Origin of the sequence: Parapedobacter tibetensis, from assembly GCF_024704835.1 — a bacterium.
Classification (GTDB): domain Bacteria; phylum Bacteroidota; class Bacteroidia; order Sphingobacteriales; family Sphingobacteriaceae; genus Parapedobacter; species Parapedobacter tibetensis.
Map to the genome: position 1 here is coordinate 1 of NZ_JAMXBE010000026.1, position 16,662 is coordinate 16,662.

Sequence of the window (16,662 nt, forward strand, 5' to 3'; positions counted from 1 at the left end):
TTTGCGGCGCTTCTTTAACACCCAATCAAATCCGATCCTGTCAAGCAAATCAGCTTTTTCCTGCGGTAATTCCCCCTTTTTCCTTTTCCTGCGTTGTATAGAAACCCAGCGGCTTAGGGGAGGGTTTTTCTTCCATCCCTGCCGGACCCGGCAATGGCCGTGTTCCTTCTTGAATTCCCTGAGTTCCCTGTATCGGTATTCCCACGGAACACGGATGATGGTTCCCCAATTGAAACCGGCTTGATCGAGTTTCCCGATTTTCCAAGTGTCAAGCCTTTTCTCCTTTTGCTTAAAATCCTTCCGCTGTTTTACTATCCAATCAGCAAGTGGTTTATAGCCGACCATCCCTTTCGATACATCGCAGTGTCCGTATTTCTCCTTGAAAGCCAATAGCTCTTTGTACTTGCACGCCCACCAGAGGTCCGGTAAATCCCATACGAACCCGATACCGTTGAGCCTATCTATCCGGTCAGGGGATAGTTTGTCTTTCCGCACCCTTTGGCGGATCACCCACCTCCCCAATGCGTGGTTTTCCGGCCAATGTTGCGGAACATTGCAGTGGCCGAATTTATCCTTAAAGGCTTTCAGCTCCCAGAATTTCGCCTGCCAGTCCAGTTCGAATTTGTGGATGCTTACCTTTTTGTAATAATTCCGCTGCCGCCGCTTATCAGGCATATATCTCGTTATGGCTATCGGATGCAATATCCAAAAATAATCGTGAATTTTCATCCATAATTTAACCGTCATGCGCAGTATTTTTTTATTTGGAAAATTNCCGCCGCTTATCAGGCATATATCTCGTTATGGCTATCGGATGCAATATCCAAAAATAATCGTGAATTTTCATCCATAATTTAACCGTCATGCGCAGTATTTTTTTATTTGGAAAATTATGGGGACACCTGTAAGATAATGCAAAAGCCCGGCACAGTGGCCGGGCATAGATAGAAAGAACTACTAAAACCTAAAACAGTCAATTTAATATACGTACTCATCGTGATTGAACTCAAAACCTATACCCGCGGCTCAAATATCCGGAGCGTTTGATTATTGGCACAAATAAGTATGTGTTAAAGGAGAACTACAAGCGTAGGGAGGTACGAGATGTAAGAAACGGTGGTTTTACCCACCCAATTTACCAAATTATATTCACCGGATATTTCGCAACATGCTCGTCTAGTGTAATCACCGTCATATCGTTGTCAATAGCGGTAGCAGCAATCAGACGATCGAAAGGATCCTTATGATGAAAAGTAATTCTTCAAGTTGGCTCAATTGGTGAGCTCAATGGGAATAATGATAATATCGCTCATTATACAAGCATGGTAAAGCTGCGTAAGGGAATAGCCCAGGACCAATTTACCCAACGACCTTTTTATTGTAATTTCCCAAAAGGATACTATACTGACATGGAGCTCATTATTGCGGTTAAGGATAATGGATTTTGCCCGTTCTGAGAGTTTCGGGTTATCATCTTGAAGCCAAAGCAACGTATGCGTGTCTAAAAGGTATTGACCCATACCTACATATAATCTTTGAAATCATCCAAAGGGTCATCAAAGTCATTACTCATCTGGAGTTTGCCTTTTAAAAGGCCTATCTTTCTTTGCGAGCTACGTGTAGCAGAGGCCGTTGACTTTTTTTTACTCAAGACAAAATCAATAAAATCTTCAACCTCCTGCTGATAGGCAGGTGGGATTTTCTTCACTTTTTCTAATAACTGAATCTGTCCCATAATAAACCGAAGTGTATTAATTCATAAGGTAGCAAAAAAATAACACTTTTCTAATCCCATTTCATCTGGTCGCAACAGTTTTCCAATAAGAAATTACATATCCACTAGCATGAGCGATGCCTCCAACCGCTATATTTCCTCTATAAAAGCTGTTTTTTCACTTGCATGTTTTCTTCAAAGGTGTTCAAGAAGGCTTCACCGTTCTTAGCGGCAGAGGAGAGATTGATAAATTTGCTTTTTTATGCAACCAATTCTATTTGCAAAGAAAGCAAATTTATCTAAGTTTGATGTGGACAAATAACAACAAGTAATTCACCCTTTAGCAAACATTTTATGATTAAAACGGTAACACAAACATCGCTTTTTATGATGTTATTATTGGCAAGCTACGCGTTCACATTCCCGATGGCCGATGTATTCGAGGTTGATGCCAGCAAATCCAAGATAGCTTGGATGGGGCAAAATGTAGCTGGAGGCAAGCATACCGGCGAGATTGCCATAAGCAAAGGCGATTTGACTATGGAGGATGACCAGCTTGTCGCTGCCCATTTTACCGCAGACATCAATGCCATTACCGTTACGGATTTGACGGGAGACCGTGCGACAAGACTCACCGATCATTTAAAGAGTGAGGATTTTTTCGATGCACCTAAATTTCCGGAAGCCACATTCAAAATCACCAAGGTTTCCGGTTCAGGCAACAATTTGTCGATCACTGGCGATTTGACCATCAAGAAAATCACCAAATCCGTCACCTTTCCTGCAGCAGCACATAAATCGGATAACTCAGTACATGCTACGGTTAAAGGTATCAAAATAGACCGCACCCAATTTGATGTCAAATACCGTTCGGAAAATTTCTTCAGCGGGTTGGGTGATCGGGCGATCTCAGATGAGTTTGAGCTAGATATCGAGATTTTTGCAACGAAATAGCATTGATTTGAGCCTATCAGGTTTCCAAAGCCTGTTAGGTTTTTGAAACGGAAAAAGTTTCGGTACATTAGCCTAATACCAACTATGAAGATGATGACAGAATCAACGGTTACCATAATAGGATGGCTTGGATTTATTTTTTGTACAGTGGCCTATTTATTGTTAAACATCAGAGCAATACGTTTTGACGGTGTATTATTCCAATCGCTTAATGTGATAGGAGGGTTAGGTTTGGTCATTAGCGCCATTTATTTCGATGATAATCCCAATATCGCGGCCAATTCTGTATGGATGCTCATAGCCGTGTTTGGCATTATCCGCTATGCGAAGAAACGCTCAACGCTGCATAAAAAGGACGGGGTCGCTGATACCCAATAATCTGAATGCTTCTTCTTTGTATTCAGCAATTTTAAGGTTGAATTCCTCTTTGTTTGCCGCCAGGCTCAAGTAAAAATAGGCGCCATCTATTAATGCAAAGATCAAGTCGGCTGTGCGCCTCGGATCTGCCACTCTGAGTACTTTTTCCTGTTTACAACGCTGGATAAGAAGGGTTAGTCTTTCCCTTAGTGAATCGGTTAGGGCCTTGTACATCAGCTTTACCTTCTTATCACGGAAGGCCAAGGCATAGCAGCTGTAAAAAAGACCGTCATCAAAGAGGTTATTCCATTTTTTCGAAAATAAATTGTCGATAATGGCAACCAAGGCTTCAGGCAAAGCCACGTCGCTATCCCTGCTCACCTTGTAGATGAGTAAGTATTTATCCAATATGTAATCAATCAATGCGTAGGTCAGTTCTTCCTTCGTCTGGAAATAATGGATAATCAGGCTGGGGTTGATGTCCATCACTTTAGCAATCTTGGCAATGGAAGTGTTCTCGAGCCCTTCTTTCTTGGCAACCTTGTAAAACACCTTAATGATTTCCTGCCGCCTGGTTTCTTTTAAACTCTTCCTTCCCATAATTGAGCTTCAAAAAATTGATTTGACGAAAGTAATTAATTGTTTTGAAATGGTAAAATCCATATTATATATTAATTGTATGTTTATTCAATATATTGTTACAATATGCTAGTTAGTCAATCGATTGTGTTAGTTTAATCAATCGGTTGCGTTCAGATTATTCTTGGAAAAGGAAAATAAAGACGTTAATATTGTTAATGGGCCAATGCGTAATGATATATACCTTACTAACCGTAAAGACCATTCACGATTAACGAATATATAACATTGTAGTAAACTTAGCTTCAATGTATATCTTTACTTTTGTTTATTGACTAAATGTTCAATTAATATATAATGAAACCTTAAAATGTAAAATTTAATTATGAAAGAACAACGACAACAAAGTAGAATCCAACAATGGGTTACCCAAGGTTGCATTGGTGTTATACTGACGTTGATGCAAATCATGCCGTTCGATGCCATGGCGCAGGGCCGACTGGTGGGGAAGGTAGCGGACCAATCGGGGCAGGTGCTGGCCGGCGCGAGTGTGGTGGTACAAGGAACGTCATTGGGTACAGCAACCGATGATGGCGGACAGTATGTGTTCGAAAATTTGGAAACCGGGGCCATGCTGGTGTTTCGCATGGTTGGCTACAAGACGCAAGAGGTGCAGTTCACTGGGCAATCGCAATTGGATGTGGTAATGGAAACCGATGCCGGCAACCTGGATGAAGTGATCGTGGTAGGGTACGGCACGCAGCGGAAAGTAAATGTCACAGGTGCCATTGACCAGATTTCGGGCAAGCAACTGGAATCCCGTCCGGTGGCCAATATCATGCAGGGCCTGCAGGGGGTGAGCCCCGGCCTGAACATCACCTATGGCAACGGTAGCCCAGGTAGCATACCCAATATCAATATTAGAGGGACTACGTCGATCAACGGGGGATCTCCACTTATCGTGATTGATGGCATCCCCGTATCCGACACCTACGATATGATTCGGATCAGTCCTAGTGATATTGAGTCCTATACCGTATTGCGCGATGCGGCTTCGGCCGCCATTTATGGTGCCAGGGCAGCTTACGGCGTGATTCTGATCACCACCAAGCGGGGAAGTCAGGGCACACAGCGTATCAGCTACAACCTGACCACGGCCTTCGGGCGGCCTACAGAATTGCCCGATCCGGTGACAGACCCGTATATTTTCTCGCGGTTACTTGAAACTTCTACCCTTAATACCCCGTGGAACGGACCAAGTTACGTGCAGTTCAGTGATGAGTATTACCAATGGGCCAAAGAACGGTCGGACGACCCATCGCTGCCCGATGTCCGGGTTAGTCCTACGGATGCGAATCGGTGGGAATATATGGGTAACAATAACTGGAACGACTATTTTTTTAATAAGGCAACAGTTTCTCAGGTCCATAGCCTGGCGCTCTCCGGTGGCGCAACCGTCAATGATAAGCCGCTTTCGTATTACCTGTCTGCTGATTACACCAAGGACAACGGATTGAATAAGCTGGCAGACGACTACTGGCAACGCAAGGGTATCCGGGGCAGGTTGTCATTTACGCCATTGAGTTGGCTAAAACTGGACAATAATATGAATGTTTACCAGACTGATCGGACTCAACCTTTCGCAGGGATAACGAGTCTTTACGATCTCCAACCCACGAATGTTGTCAAGAATCCCGATGGCACGTGGGCGAATAACGCTGCGGGTCGTTTGGCGGCACAATTGGTCGATGGTGGGAATTGGAACGAACAGATGTTCGGCTTCCAGAACATTTTCAATGCAGTGGGAACATTCCTCAACGGCGATCTGACCTTCACCGGCGACGCAAGCTTTAAACGGGAGTATTGGCGCTATCCACGGCACAACAAAAAATATAAGATTGGTTACGGGCCAAATGATATCCGCGAGGAAGGCGGAAATGGATATGTGTATGACCGGCGCGGCGAGATCCAGAACAATGTATTTAACCTATATGGCAACTATAACAAACAGTTTGGTATCCACGCGTTCAGCCTGACTGCTGGTTACAACCAGGAAGATTATGTGTGGGAGACCACCATTGCACAAAGGGACCAACTGATTTCCTCCACGCTTCCCTACCTAGGGCTTACCACCGGGGAAGCGCGTCTTGATGCGACCTACAGTTCGTATGCTACACAAAGCTTCTTCGGGCGGTTCAATTACACGCTTAATGAACGTTATATCCTCGAAGCTACGGGAAGGTACGATGGGTCTTCACGCTTTCCATCCACCGATCGCTGGGGTTTCTTCCCTTCGGTATCTGGTGCTTGGATCGTGAGCAATGAACCGTTTTTCGAACAGCTGAAACCGGCGTTTTCGAACTGGAAGCTCCGCGCTTCATACGGAAGTTTGGGAAATCAGGCGGTGGGTGATTTCTCCTATATCCAAACCATGGGTACGGCGCTTTCAGGGGGGCTTATCGACGGGGCGCAGCGCGCAATTGTTACCGGGGCACCTTCGTTAACCATAGACCCGTATAACTACACGTGGGAGAATGTGGCTACCTTAAACTTCGGTACGGATATCGGATTAATGCGTGACCGGATTTTTGCGGGGTTTGATTACTACATCCGCGAAACCACGGGCATGCTTACCGCCGGGGAACAACTCCCCGCGGTATTGGGTACGGGTGTCCCAAGCCAAAATGCGGCAGATTTGAGGACCAAAGGTTGGGAACTTTCCCTGACCTACCGCGACAATTATACGGTAGCCTCCAAGCCTTTCGGATTGGAAGCAAAACTGGTGCTTTCCGATTCCCGGGCACACATTACCAAATTCAAGAATGACCAACGTTTACTGTCCAACTATTTTGAGGGGTACGAGTTTGGCACGCTGTACGGCCTGGTCGGCGATGGGTTCTTCCAGTCGACCGACGAGATAGCGGCCTTGGACCAGACTGCCCTCATTCCTTGGGGCGCGCTGGATATTGTACCGGGATGGCCGAAGTTTAAAGATTTGGACGGCGATGGAAAAATCGAACTTGGACAAACGGCCGATGATATGAAGGACCGCACCATCATCGGCAACACCTTAGATCGGTATCGGATTGGGTTTAACCTTAATCTAGACTGGAATGGGTTCGATGCTCAGGTGTTTTTACAAGGTGTACTGAAACGAGATTTTTATCCGCAGCGTTACCTGTTCTGGGGGCCGTACCAGCAACCCTATGCCAATGTCTACCCCTGGCACCTGGATCATTACAGAGCAATGGACGACACGCCGGAACAGATGGCCAAACACTCAGCAGCCTACATTGCCGCCGGGCTTGCAAACGCCAATCTCGACGCCTCATACCCTGTACTGCAGTCTTGGCTGGCCGATGCAAATTACTCTGACGGAAACGGCAATCCCGCGGGGCTGTCCATACCGAACACAAGCTACTTGCTCAATGGTGCATATCTACGGATAAAAAATGTCACACTTGGCTATTCGCTCCCCCATTCGCTCATCCAACGTTGGGGTATGGGTCGGCTACGATTTTTCGTCACGGCTGAAAACATCTTCGAGTTTTCCGAGGTGAAGCGATTTGTCGATCCCGAGTCAATCAACAACAACAGCGAAGCGAGGGCTTATCCATTTCAGCGAAGGATGGCATTTGGTTTAAACATAGCTTTTTAATTACAGATGAATCAAATCATGAAAAAATATAAAATCTTAATTTTGATTGGCATCGCAGCGACTGCGCTTTCTTGCCAGAAGGATTTCCTCGACCGTTATCCTCAAACATCTATCACGCCCGATGTATTCTTCAATACGGAGGAGGATCTGGCGCTTTACATCAACGGAATGTTAAGCATGTCCAACCACGGCATGTACCTCACCGATCAAAGCACGGATAACCTGGCGACAACGGCGGCGGTTGAGATGAAAAACATCATGACGGGGTCGCCCTCGTCGCAGACAATTACGGGCGGTTGGGATTGGGGGCGTCTCCGTACGATCAACTATTTCCTCGAAAACTACCGGCGGGCCGACGTAACCGCCGATGTGGCGAACCATTATGCGGGCTTGGCGCGCTATTACCGGGCAATTTTCTATCACAATATGGTTAAACGCTTTTCGGACGTGCCTTGGTACTCCGGGACACTCAACCCCGGTGACGAAGAGCTCTACAAAGCGCAGGATCCGCGTGCGCTGGTCATGGATAGCGTAACGGCTGACCTCGATTTTGCCCTTGAAAACGTGCGGGAGAGCGTGCCAAGCGGTACGCCGAACAAATGGGCCGTGGCGGTAATGGATGCCAAGATCGCGCTATACGAAGGTACCTATCGGAAATACCATCCGGAACTGGAATTGCAAAGCACAGCGGATGCTTTTCTACAAAGGGCGGTCGCGACAGCCGAACACATTATGGCGGAGGGCGGGTTCAGTATTCACAATACGGGCAACCCTACTTCGGACTATGCCGCACTGTTTGACAGCCAAGATTTGACAAGTAATAGCGAGATGATTTTGGTGAATAGCTATGACCAGACCGAGAACGTGAGCGGGAACCAAAACACGGGTATATTTGGTAACTACGAGCAGTCGCCCTCGCGCGATTTGGTGCAGACCTACCTCATGGCCGATGGATCGCGTCTTACCGAGCAAACGGACTATGCAACATTCGGATTTGTCAAGGAATTTGAAAACCGTGATCCCCGGCTAGCTCAGACCCTCGCTTATCCCGGTTGGCAACGAGCACAGGACGATGCCCCGTATGTGCAGTTTCTGGCCAAAAATTTCTCCGGCTATCACCAATTGAAGGGTTACATAAACAGTACCGACCAAGTGATACTCAATAGTTCGGATGTTCCTGTGCATCGTTATGCCGAGGTGTTGTTGTTACTGGCTGAGGCTAAAGCCGAATTAGGTACGCTTGCCCAAGGTGATTTGGATAATACCGTAAACTTATTACGTGACCGTGTGGCTTTGCCGCATCTGAATTTGAGTTGGGCAAACGCCAATCCTGACCCTGTGCAAGCCGCTAACTTCCCGAATGTCGATGGATCGAACAGTGGCGTAATTCTCGAAATCCGCCGGGAGCGCCGCGTGGAACTTGCTTTCGAAAATACACGGTACGATGATTTGATGCGTTGGCATGCGGGCAAACTATTGGAAGAAATCCCGGATGGGATGTATTTTCCCGGCGTAGGTGATTACGATATGACAGGAGACGGTATTCCCGATATCCGTCTGATTCCCGAAGGGCAAACTATACCGAGCGAGCGTGAACGGAATGAGCTTGGGGTACCACTGGTCTATTACACCATAGGAACATTTGGTGGCGGTGCCACGGTTTTTCTTGAAAACGGCGTCAGTGGCGGTACTATGGTCACGGATAACCGGGAGCGTACATTCCTAGAGCCGAAATATTACTACCGGCCAATACCGAATACACAGGTGGTATTGAACCCTAATCTAAAACAGTTGTTTGATTGGGAATAGTTTTTGGAATAATTATTTTTTATATACTTAAAATCTAGTGGATTATGAAAAGGAATCAGTTTATTTTTGCCTGTTTGTCAGTTCTTTCCGTCTGTGCTATTTCCTTTACTGGAAAAGACGAGGCTGTTCATGTTAAATCAAATGTGGTCACCAACATTTACTTTTATGCAGGAAGTGGTCCATCTGGAGCATCAGACCCAGGATCTTGGTCACAGATTTATTCTCCGCCAACATACGAGATGTGCGCACCGGGGAGTGGAGATTATTGCATGATCAGTTTCTCCTCCACATCGTATAGTCTGGTTGAGGCAGTTTCGTTATTGACGAGCTATGTTAACGGATCTGGGGGGTTGATGAATAAACCACCGTCTTTTGCAGTTTTGGACACTTTTGGTCAGCCTACAGGAATTAATGCTTCTCAAAGGAGCAATTGACCAATAAGCTAATTAGATAATTTTCGTTATACTTTTTTTGATGAAACCATTCAGTTTATCATTGTTTATACTATTGTTGGGTTTTTCCGCCGGCCAAGCCCAGGAAAAATTCTCGTTCGCATTTCTTACCGACATGCACGTCAACGCTAACCCCAAGAGCAGAAGTTTGGACGGGTTGAAACAGGCCGTCAGGACCGCCGAGGCTTCGGGTGCCGACTTCATCATCTCCGGCGGTGACAATGTGGATGTGGATGGGATGAAAGCAGACCGCAAAGCGGATGCGGTCAAACTGTACCAAGACTACAAGCAGGTGGTCGAAGCTTCAACGCTGAAATGGCACCTCACCATAGGCAACCACGATCGGTATTGGCATAATGAGCAGCCCGGTGCGCCACATGGAGCAGGTCTGTTCACTTCCTTTTTTGGGGATACGTATTACTCCTTCGAGCATAAAGGATGGCTGTTTATCGTGCTGAATTCCGCCCAGGTATGCGCGGGGAAATACTGTGTGGATGAAGTACAGCAGCAATGGCTGGCCGAGTTATTGAATAGGACACCCAAGGACCAACCCATTGTGGTGTCAGCCCATGTGCCGTTTCTTTCCCTGTATTATCCCGTATTGGAAGGCCGTTATACGGATACCGACACGTTTGCGAACCAAAAAGAAATTTTTGATATGTTTGGTAGCCACAACCTGAAGCTCGTGCTCCAGGGCCACCAGCACCTCTACGAGGAGATCAAAGTCAAAGGCGTGCAATTCATCACGGCGGGGGCGGTATCTGCCAATTGGTGGGGCGGGGCTTTCCACGGTACGGAAGAGGGATTCCTGAAAGTCAATGTGGATGGGGATGGTTTCAGTTGGGAGTATGTGGACTATGGATGGGAAGTAAACAAATATTGACGGCGATGGTTTCATTGATGCGCAAACGCTTGCTAACGGTAATGCTGCTCATGGCATGCCATGGGGTGATGGCCCAACAGCTGAAGGTAATGACCTTCAACATCTGGCACGGCGGCAGGGAGACCGGCGAAGAGGAAGGGCCCCAGCGTGTAGTGGATGTCATCCGCGACTCGGGTGCCGATATCGTGGCCATGCAGGAAACCTATGGGTCGGGCGAGCGGATCGCCGAAGCGTTGGGTTTTCACTTTTACCTGCGTAGCACGAACCTATCCATCATGAGCCGCTACCCCATCGTAGACACGCTGGATGCGTATGAACCTTTTTACAGTGGCGCTGTCCGGATCAATGTTGACGGCCAGGAAATTGTCGTTGCCAGCAACTGGCTCAATTACCCCATCGATTATTGGGACATATTCGAAAAAGGGCAATCGATCGACTCGGCAGAGTGGCATCGTCTGCAAGAGGAAAAGAATGCAGGTACCCTGCGTGAGTTGCTGAGGGCCTTGAGTCCTGCCGTCGAAAATTCGAAAGATATACCCGTTATCATCTGCGGAGATTTCAATACCGGTTCCCATTTGGACTGGATACCGGAAACCCGACATCTCAACGAGGGGTATATCATGCCGTTTCCGGCTACGCTATTGATGGAACGGTCAGGTTTTATCGATTCTTTCCGTGAAATACATCCCGATCCATTGACCGTGCGGGGGATTACCTGGAGTCCTGCATTACCAGACGCTTTCAAAGATCGTATCGACTATATCTTTTACCAAGGGAGTATCCTTAAAGCCATCGATTCAGAAACCATTGACACACACCCTGTCAAATACCCTTCTGACCACGCAGCTGTACTGACCACTTTTGAAATCCAAAAACTATGAAAATGAAAGTTACTTCAACACTGATCAAACCCGTCATCGTCATACAAGCCCTGGTGATGGCTTTATTTGGTATTTCATGCCAATCCGCCGACAAAAGACAAGCCAGTGAACCCGCCGCCCTACGCGTGATGACCTTTAACCTCTGGCATGGTGGCGATGCCGTGAAACTTCCGCGCGATACCACCATCAGGTACCAACTGGAAGCCATCCGCAGGGCCGAGGCCGATGTGGTAGGTTTCCAAGAGCAAACCACCAATCAGAGCGACAACCAGTCGCGTGCGCAAATACTCGCAGATAGCTTGGATTGGAGCTGTTATATCATAGACGGAAGCCGGGCCATCATCTCGCGGTTTGATATCCAACCTTTGGATACGGCAGGGATATCCCAAGCCGTCTTGCTGCAACTGCAAGACGGGGAGGAAGTGGTCTTCGGGGTGATGCACCTGATGTATACCCCTTACGAGCCATACGACATTGCGGATAGGAAACTAACCGATGCAGAAGCTGCCGAGACCTCCGCCCGTGAGACAAGGCTGCATCAAGTCCAAGGCATGTTGGATGAAATTGCGGTCTATAGCGACTATCCCGCCATATTGGTGGGTGATTTCAATGAGCCGAGTTGCCTAGATTGGACCGAGAAAGCCATCAACGAGCGAGCCGATACCTTACTGCCCTTTGCGGTCAACTGGCCAGCCACGGATCTGCTCATCAAAAATGGTTTCCAAGATGCCTACCGTGAAATACATTCCGATGTCAAGCAAAAGCCCGGCTATACTTGGACCTCCGTGCCTGGGCTATGGCGTACACCAGAGATTCATGACCGGATTGATTTGATTTACATCAGTAAGGATAAGTTTCTTACCAAAGGGGCTTGGATCGTAGGCGAACCTTCATCGCTGACAGATATCCTGGTCGAACCTTGGCCTTCGGATCACCGGGCCGTGGTGGTGGAGCTGGTGTTTTAACCATCCGATACGTTAGGTCATCATTTTTCATCCCGGGGCTGTATTTTTATGGTGCCGGATTTTCCATGCTTGTTACGCTCGGTGAAATCATGGAGTGCTTCATCCAGTATTTTCACCCGTTCGGAAAGGTCGTTGGTGATGTCTATCAAGTCGGCATAATCATTAAACGCACTTAATGCGCGATCAAAGTACTCGCGTTCGGCGTGGATTACGGGGCTCCACGTCTCCAGGAACGCCTGGTGATCGCGATCCAGGGAAACCGTATCCACGCTGATTTCCTCGTATCGCTGGTAGATTTCATGCATCGGCCCGTCCGCAAACGCCTCGAACCAGTTGTCAAACGCCTCGAATTCTCTCAGAAATGCGTTGTGTTCTTCCGTGCAGCGGGTTATTTCGTGGTAGAGTTCGGCCAGGTCATCGCTAAGCTGATTGCTGGCCTTGCGGAAATGGTGCAGGTCTATGCTGAATGATTTCTCGTCTTCCGGCTGGGGCCCATCCACAGCCTCGCGGAGCCCCACGACGGCCTCAAGCACGCCTACTTCCTGTATAAAAGTAGGCAAGGCCCTGTGTAGCTCGGTAATTTGCGCGATGGCCCTATCCAATCGCGGTTCGCATTCTTCACGCATCGTTTTCAGCCGCCACACCTCGTCATGCATATGGAAATAATTATCCAAGGTCTCCTTCTCCCAATCGGGTTGCGGCTTCTCCCGGTCATATTCCAGCTCAATGGTACGGAAGGGGTGATGGGTGACGATTTTTTCCATGGGAATCCTCAATTGCTACGGAAACAAACTTAGAAAAGTTTGCCAAAGAAAGCAAAGTTATTCGCAGTTACGTTGCTTTTTTCCCTCGGGATCACTATTTTTATCCTGTGAACACTAAGCAATCTGCCACCGAAGACCATGGAACATCATATATATTTGTATATCGACGGCAAACCGTGCGTGCCCGAGCGCGCTTTCGCCGGAACGACCTTTTTTTATTTTGTGGCGAAGGCGCCAGGTAGCACGGCGGCTACCGTCACGTTGCAGTTATCCAACCGTGCGCTGCTGTTTGTGCTGAATGGGCCGAGCGGAAGCCAATGGGTGTTTGCCGGCGGACAGGAGCCACTTGATATCCCTCCTTTTGCTTTTTTTGCAGCCATGGCCCCGGCCGGAGCGATCGAAGCACGGCTGGAGACGGGGCCGTCGGGAGTCCATTGTATCGGTTTTTCCGAGCGGGCTATACCGCTGCTCGCGGAGGAGTTTGAGCTGTTTGCCGATCTGGTGGATATGGCCGTCGATGCGGATCGGCCCGGAACATATAGCCTACCCCACCGGTTCCTGCCGTATACGATTTACAAATACTTAGACAAGCTCGATAAAACCGATAAACGGGGTTTTGCCCTCAATGTGCACCGCAAGGAGGCGTTGTACCAGACCGCTAAACTATATCATGCCAGTTTGATGGCGGCGGCCCCCAAGCCAAGCACAACGCAGGATGAAGACCTGATGTGCCGGGCCGTGGAGCTGATCCAATTGCATTTCGCCGACCCCACGTTCAATATAGACCGCCTCGCGGGGCAGGTAGGTTTATCACGCCGCAACCTCTACCGGTTGTTTGAAAACCAGAGGCAGCCTACACCGCAAAGGCTCATACTGAATACCCGGATGGAAAAGGCGCGCGAACTGCTGCAAGATAGCCACCACCCCGTCAGCGAAATCGCGGGCATGGTAGGGTTTAACCACCTTTCCTACTTCTCGGCACAATATAAAGCCGCGTTCGGCCACCTTCCCAACGAAAACAGGTGATGCCACGTCGCATGCCGCCTTTCCCGGACGATTAACAGTATCGTGCCAAAAAAAGTACCCGTCGGTTTTGTAAAATGGCACGATACTGTTAACCCCCTGCTCCTATTCTCCCTACTTTTGTAATACCGCCCGTTGCCAGAAACGGATAACGGAACCCGTTCTTTGACGTACGTTATTACCCGGCGCATCGCAGAAGATGCATGCCCCGCCAACCGTGTCGGGGCGCCATTGAAAAGGATGCCTTTGTTGATTGACAAGGCAACGTTGCCCATGAGCAAGGCATCCTGGTTAATCAGCAACGCTCCTTAGCTAATGAACAACGTCTTTTAGTTAATGAGCTGAGCTTTCCAACTCATGAGCTAGGCCCTCCGGCTAATGAGCAACGCCTTTTAGTTAATGAGCCGAGCTTTCCAGGTCATGAGCTAGGCCCTCCGGCTAATGAGCAAAGACTTTTAGCTCATGGGCAAACCTTTCCAGCTCATGAGTTAAGCCCTCCGGCTGATGAGCAAAGACTTCTAGCTCATGGGCAAACCTTTCCAGCTCATGAGCTAGGCCCTCCAACTAATGAGCAACGTCTTTTAGCTCATGAGCTAAACCCACTGGCTCATAAGCAAAACCCTCCAGCTCATGGGCTAAAAGGCATCACTTGCTGAAAAACACAGCTATCCCTCCGGAACCGCCCGTTCCTCCACCGTCAACCCCTAACCGCCGGATCCCCGGCCGATCACCCGCCATCGGGCGGATACAACCTAAACCAGGGATTAATTAATAAATGTTTACTTTTTAAATTTTCAAACAATGTATTACAAAGCAAAAGTCAATTTCAAGAAAATGGGCGTAGAAATGCTCGACCAAGTGGCCGAGAATGTGCTCACCAAGATGACGGGGAATGGGCTGTTCCCCAACCCGGTACCGGAGTTATCGGTACTTGACACCGACCTGTCTGATTACCGCGTCGCGGTGGTCGAGGCGGTGCGTGGCGGCAAACACGCCACCACGGTGCGCGACCGGGTGCGGGGCCGGCTGGAAAACACCCTCCATTCGCTGGCCTTTTCCGTACAGCAGGTGGCCATGGGCGACCCTGCCGTCATCCTGGCCGCCGGTTTCGACCACAACAAGGCCCGCGAGCCGAAAGGCCGGTGTCCGCAGCCCGCTGATTTCGTGGCCATAAGCGGTCCGCTGGGTTCGCGCAGCATCACACTGAAGGTGAAACCCCACCGCACGGCCCGCTCTTACCGCTTTGCATACCGCATCGCAGACGGTGAAACCCCATGGATTGAGGTAAGCTCCCACGGATCCAGGCGTACGGTAGCAGGTTTGCAGCAATTTTCGGAATACGAATTCCGGTGTGCTTACATCGGCAATGACCCCGAAGTGCTCAATTACAGTGACAGCGTAATGGCCACCGTGATTTAAGACTTGCGCCGTATCGCTACTGCCTGCCTACCGGCAGACGACAGCCAGCGGCATCTCCGAAAGGGGGTGCCGCTTTTTTTTGCGGTTGCCCTGTGGGCAAGCGTGGGTTCAAACCCCGGATTAGCCCCATTGAGGTTATCCGGGCGATATTCTACCGATTGAAGACGGGTTGCCAGTGGCGGGATCCACCGGAGGGGTATTTTGTCCGGGGACGTCAACCTAGTTCCATCGGTCCCGTTATATCACCTAAATTGGGGTAGTATTTCCCACAATTATGGTGTGAAGAAACGATAAGATTTTTATTTTCCTTTGTCTTGTTAATTGCTTCGTTCAAGATTTTGATACTTCGACAAGTTAACAGCGTACTATTCCTGGGGAGGATTAACAGCAAGAAAAAAGTTCAAATAAGTCTGATAAAAGTACTTTTATTATGCAAATACGGTTGCTGCTATGGGCAAAAACAAGAAAACCACCATGCGCCGATTAGTATTGGCGGTGGGGGAACTCTATGATGAGCAGGGCGTCAAAGGTATCGGGGTTAATAAAGTAGCAAGGAAAGCGGGGGTAGACAAGAACCTGATATACCGATATTTCGGTAGTTTGGAGAACCTGTTGGAACAGTATGTGCTGATGAAGCAAAATTGGGACAACACGATCCATAGGATGCTCCAAACCCTGGATAGCAAGAGTAAATTGAACTCCGAAGACCTTACCGGTTTCTTCTTGGAAAAACAATTCGCCACACTTTGCCAAGACGATGCCCTAAGGAAGATACTGTTTTCGAAATACACGGATCACGAGAATGTTTTTTTCGAGCGCATCTACGGCAATCGGGAAGCCATGATAGTCGGGTTATGCGATAAGGCCGGTGTGCACCTTGAGGATGCTGACATTGGCTACCGGTCGGTTTTCGCGGTGTTGCTAGCCGCCACTTATTTCCTGTCATTGGAAGCACATAGCGGATCAGGCGTTTTCTGTGCGATAGACCTCAAATGCGAGCTGGGCAAGGAAGAAATCAAGAAAGCCATCCGTGCCATCAATGGCTGGGCTTTCGAAATGGGAAGAGTGCAAGGGCAGGATACCCAGGAGGACAGTTCTGCGGAAAGCCTGAAGAAATAAGACCCGGATGGTTCGTTACAGAAGGCCCGGGCCTTCTGGCAAGTAATCCAAAAAAGGCTAATCGGTGACACTATACCCCAAAAAC

16 protein-coding genes are annotated in these 16,662 nt (G+C 48.4%); 11 read left to right on the plus strand and 5 right to left on the minus strand.

Annotated features, from left to right (window positions below):
• The 3 genes from NF543_RS23825 to vapB form a co-directional block, all read right to left on the minus strand.
• A partial coding sequence (locus NF543_RS23825; protein ID WP_257670652.1) for a helicase associated domain-containing protein occupies window positions 1-747 on the minus strand: 747 nt, incomplete at its 3' end.
• Between the two features lie 388 nt (window positions 748-1,135).
• On the minus strand, window positions 1,136-1,258 hold the full coding sequence (locus NF543_RS25610; RefSeq protein WP_373275031.1) for a PIN domain-containing protein: 123 nt from the start codon (window positions 1,256-1,258) through the stop codon (window positions 1,136-1,138).
• Window positions 1,259-1,522: 264 nt separating this feature from the next.
• Window positions 1,523-1,735, minus strand: coding sequence for a type II toxin-antitoxin system VapB family antitoxin (gene vapB / locus NF543_RS23830; RefSeq protein WP_257670653.1), 213 nt, complete (start codon window positions 1,733-1,735; stop codon window positions 1,523-1,525).
• 366 nt (window positions 1,736-2,101) lie between these two features.
• Here vapB and NF543_RS23835 point away from each other — a divergent pair, with 366 nt between their 5' ends.
• Together NF543_RS23835 and NF543_RS23840 are read left to right on the plus strand one after the other, a co-directional pair.
• Window positions 2,102-2,668, plus strand: coding sequence for a YceI family protein (locus NF543_RS23835; protein ID WP_257670654.1), 567 nt, complete (start codon window positions 2,102-2,104; stop codon window positions 2,666-2,668).
• Window positions 2,669-2,758: 90 nt separating this feature from the next.
• Entirely contained in the window at window positions 2,759-3,046 is a 288-nt protein-coding gene (locus tag NF543_RS23840) for a CBU_0592 family membrane protein (RefSeq protein ID WP_257670655.1), read from the plus strand.
• Here NF543_RS23840 and NF543_RS23845 read toward each other — a convergent pair.
• Window positions 3,005-3,625: a TetR family transcriptional regulator C-terminal domain-containing protein gene (locus tag NF543_RS23845; RefSeq protein ID WP_257670656.1), complete on the minus strand. Its 621-nt coding sequence runs from the start codon at window positions 3,623-3,625 to the stop codon at window positions 3,005-3,007. The genes NF543_RS23840 and NF543_RS23845 overlap by 42 nt on opposite strands.
• Before the next feature lie 364 nt (window positions 3,626-3,989).
• On the opposite strand from NF543_RS23845, the gene NF543_RS23850 reads away from it, so the two are divergent.
• From NF543_RS23850 to NF543_RS23875, 6 genes are read left to right on the plus strand one after another with little or no spacing between them, the layout of a single operon-like run.
• Entirely contained in the window at window positions 3,990-7,262 is a 3,273-nt protein-coding gene (locus tag NF543_RS23850) for a SusC/RagA family TonB-linked outer membrane protein (RefSeq protein WP_257670657.1), read from the plus strand.
• 18 nt (window positions 7,263-7,280) lie between these two features.
• The gene (locus NF543_RS23855; RefSeq protein WP_257670658.1) at window positions 7,281-9,071 is read left to right on the plus strand and encodes a RagB/SusD family nutrient uptake outer membrane protein; all 1,791 of its coding nucleotides are present in this window, start codon (window positions 7,281-7,283) and stop codon (window positions 9,069-9,071) included.
• Between the two features lie 44 nt (window positions 9,072-9,115).
• Entirely contained in the window at window positions 9,116-9,505 is a 390-nt protein-coding gene (locus NF543_RS23860; protein WP_257670659.1) for a hypothetical protein, read from the plus strand.
• 40 nt (window positions 9,506-9,545) lie between these two features.
• A complete protein-coding gene (locus NF543_RS23865) occupies window positions 9,546-10,406 on the plus strand; it encodes a metallophosphoesterase family protein (protein WP_257670660.1) in 861 nt (286 codons plus the stop codon).
• On the plus strand, window positions 10,385-11,287 hold the full coding sequence (locus NF543_RS23870; RefSeq protein ID WP_257670661.1) for an endonuclease/exonuclease/phosphatase family protein: 903 nt from the start codon (window positions 10,385-10,387) through the stop codon (window positions 11,285-11,287). Before NF543_RS23865 ends, NF543_RS23870 begins: the two co-directional genes overlap by 22 nt.
• A gap of 2 nt (window positions 11,288-11,289) precedes the next feature.
• Entirely contained in the window at window positions 11,290-12,252 is a 963-nt protein-coding gene (locus NF543_RS23875) for an endonuclease/exonuclease/phosphatase family protein (protein WP_257670662.1), read from the plus strand.
• A gap of 20 nt (window positions 12,253-12,272) precedes the next feature.
• Here the strand turns inward: NF543_RS23875 and NF543_RS23880 are convergent, their stop codons facing one another.
• Window positions 12,273-13,016, minus strand: a complete 744-nt coding sequence (locus NF543_RS23880) for a hypothetical protein (protein WP_257670663.1) — start codon at window positions 13,014-13,016, stop codon at window positions 12,273-12,275.
• Window positions 13,017-13,154: 138 nt separating this feature from the next.
• Between NF543_RS23880 and NF543_RS23885 the strand changes: the two genes are divergently transcribed.
• The 3 genes from NF543_RS23885 to NF543_RS23895 all read left to right on the plus strand — a co-directional run bounded on the left by NF543_RS23885 (window position 13,155) and on the right by NF543_RS23895 (window position 16,577).
• Window positions 13,155-14,042 carry a helix-turn-helix transcriptional regulator gene (locus NF543_RS23885; protein ID WP_257670664.1) on the plus strand — a complete coding sequence of 296 codons (888 nt, stop codon included), beginning with the start codon at window positions 13,155-13,157 and terminating at the stop codon, window positions 14,040-14,042.
• A 798-nt stretch (window positions 14,043-14,840) separates the two neighbouring features.
• Entirely contained in the window at window positions 14,841-15,458 is a 618-nt protein-coding gene (locus tag NF543_RS23890; protein ID WP_257670665.1) for a fibronectin type III domain-containing protein, read from the plus strand.
• A gap of 450 nt (window positions 15,459-15,908) precedes the next feature.
• Window positions 15,909-16,577 (plus strand): TetR/AcrR family transcriptional regulator, encoded by a 669-nt coding sequence (locus NF543_RS23895; RefSeq protein WP_257670666.1) that lies wholly within the window; start codon window positions 15,909-15,911, stop codon window positions 16,575-16,577.
• The last annotated feature ends 85 nt before the right edge of the window (window positions 16,578-16,662 follow it).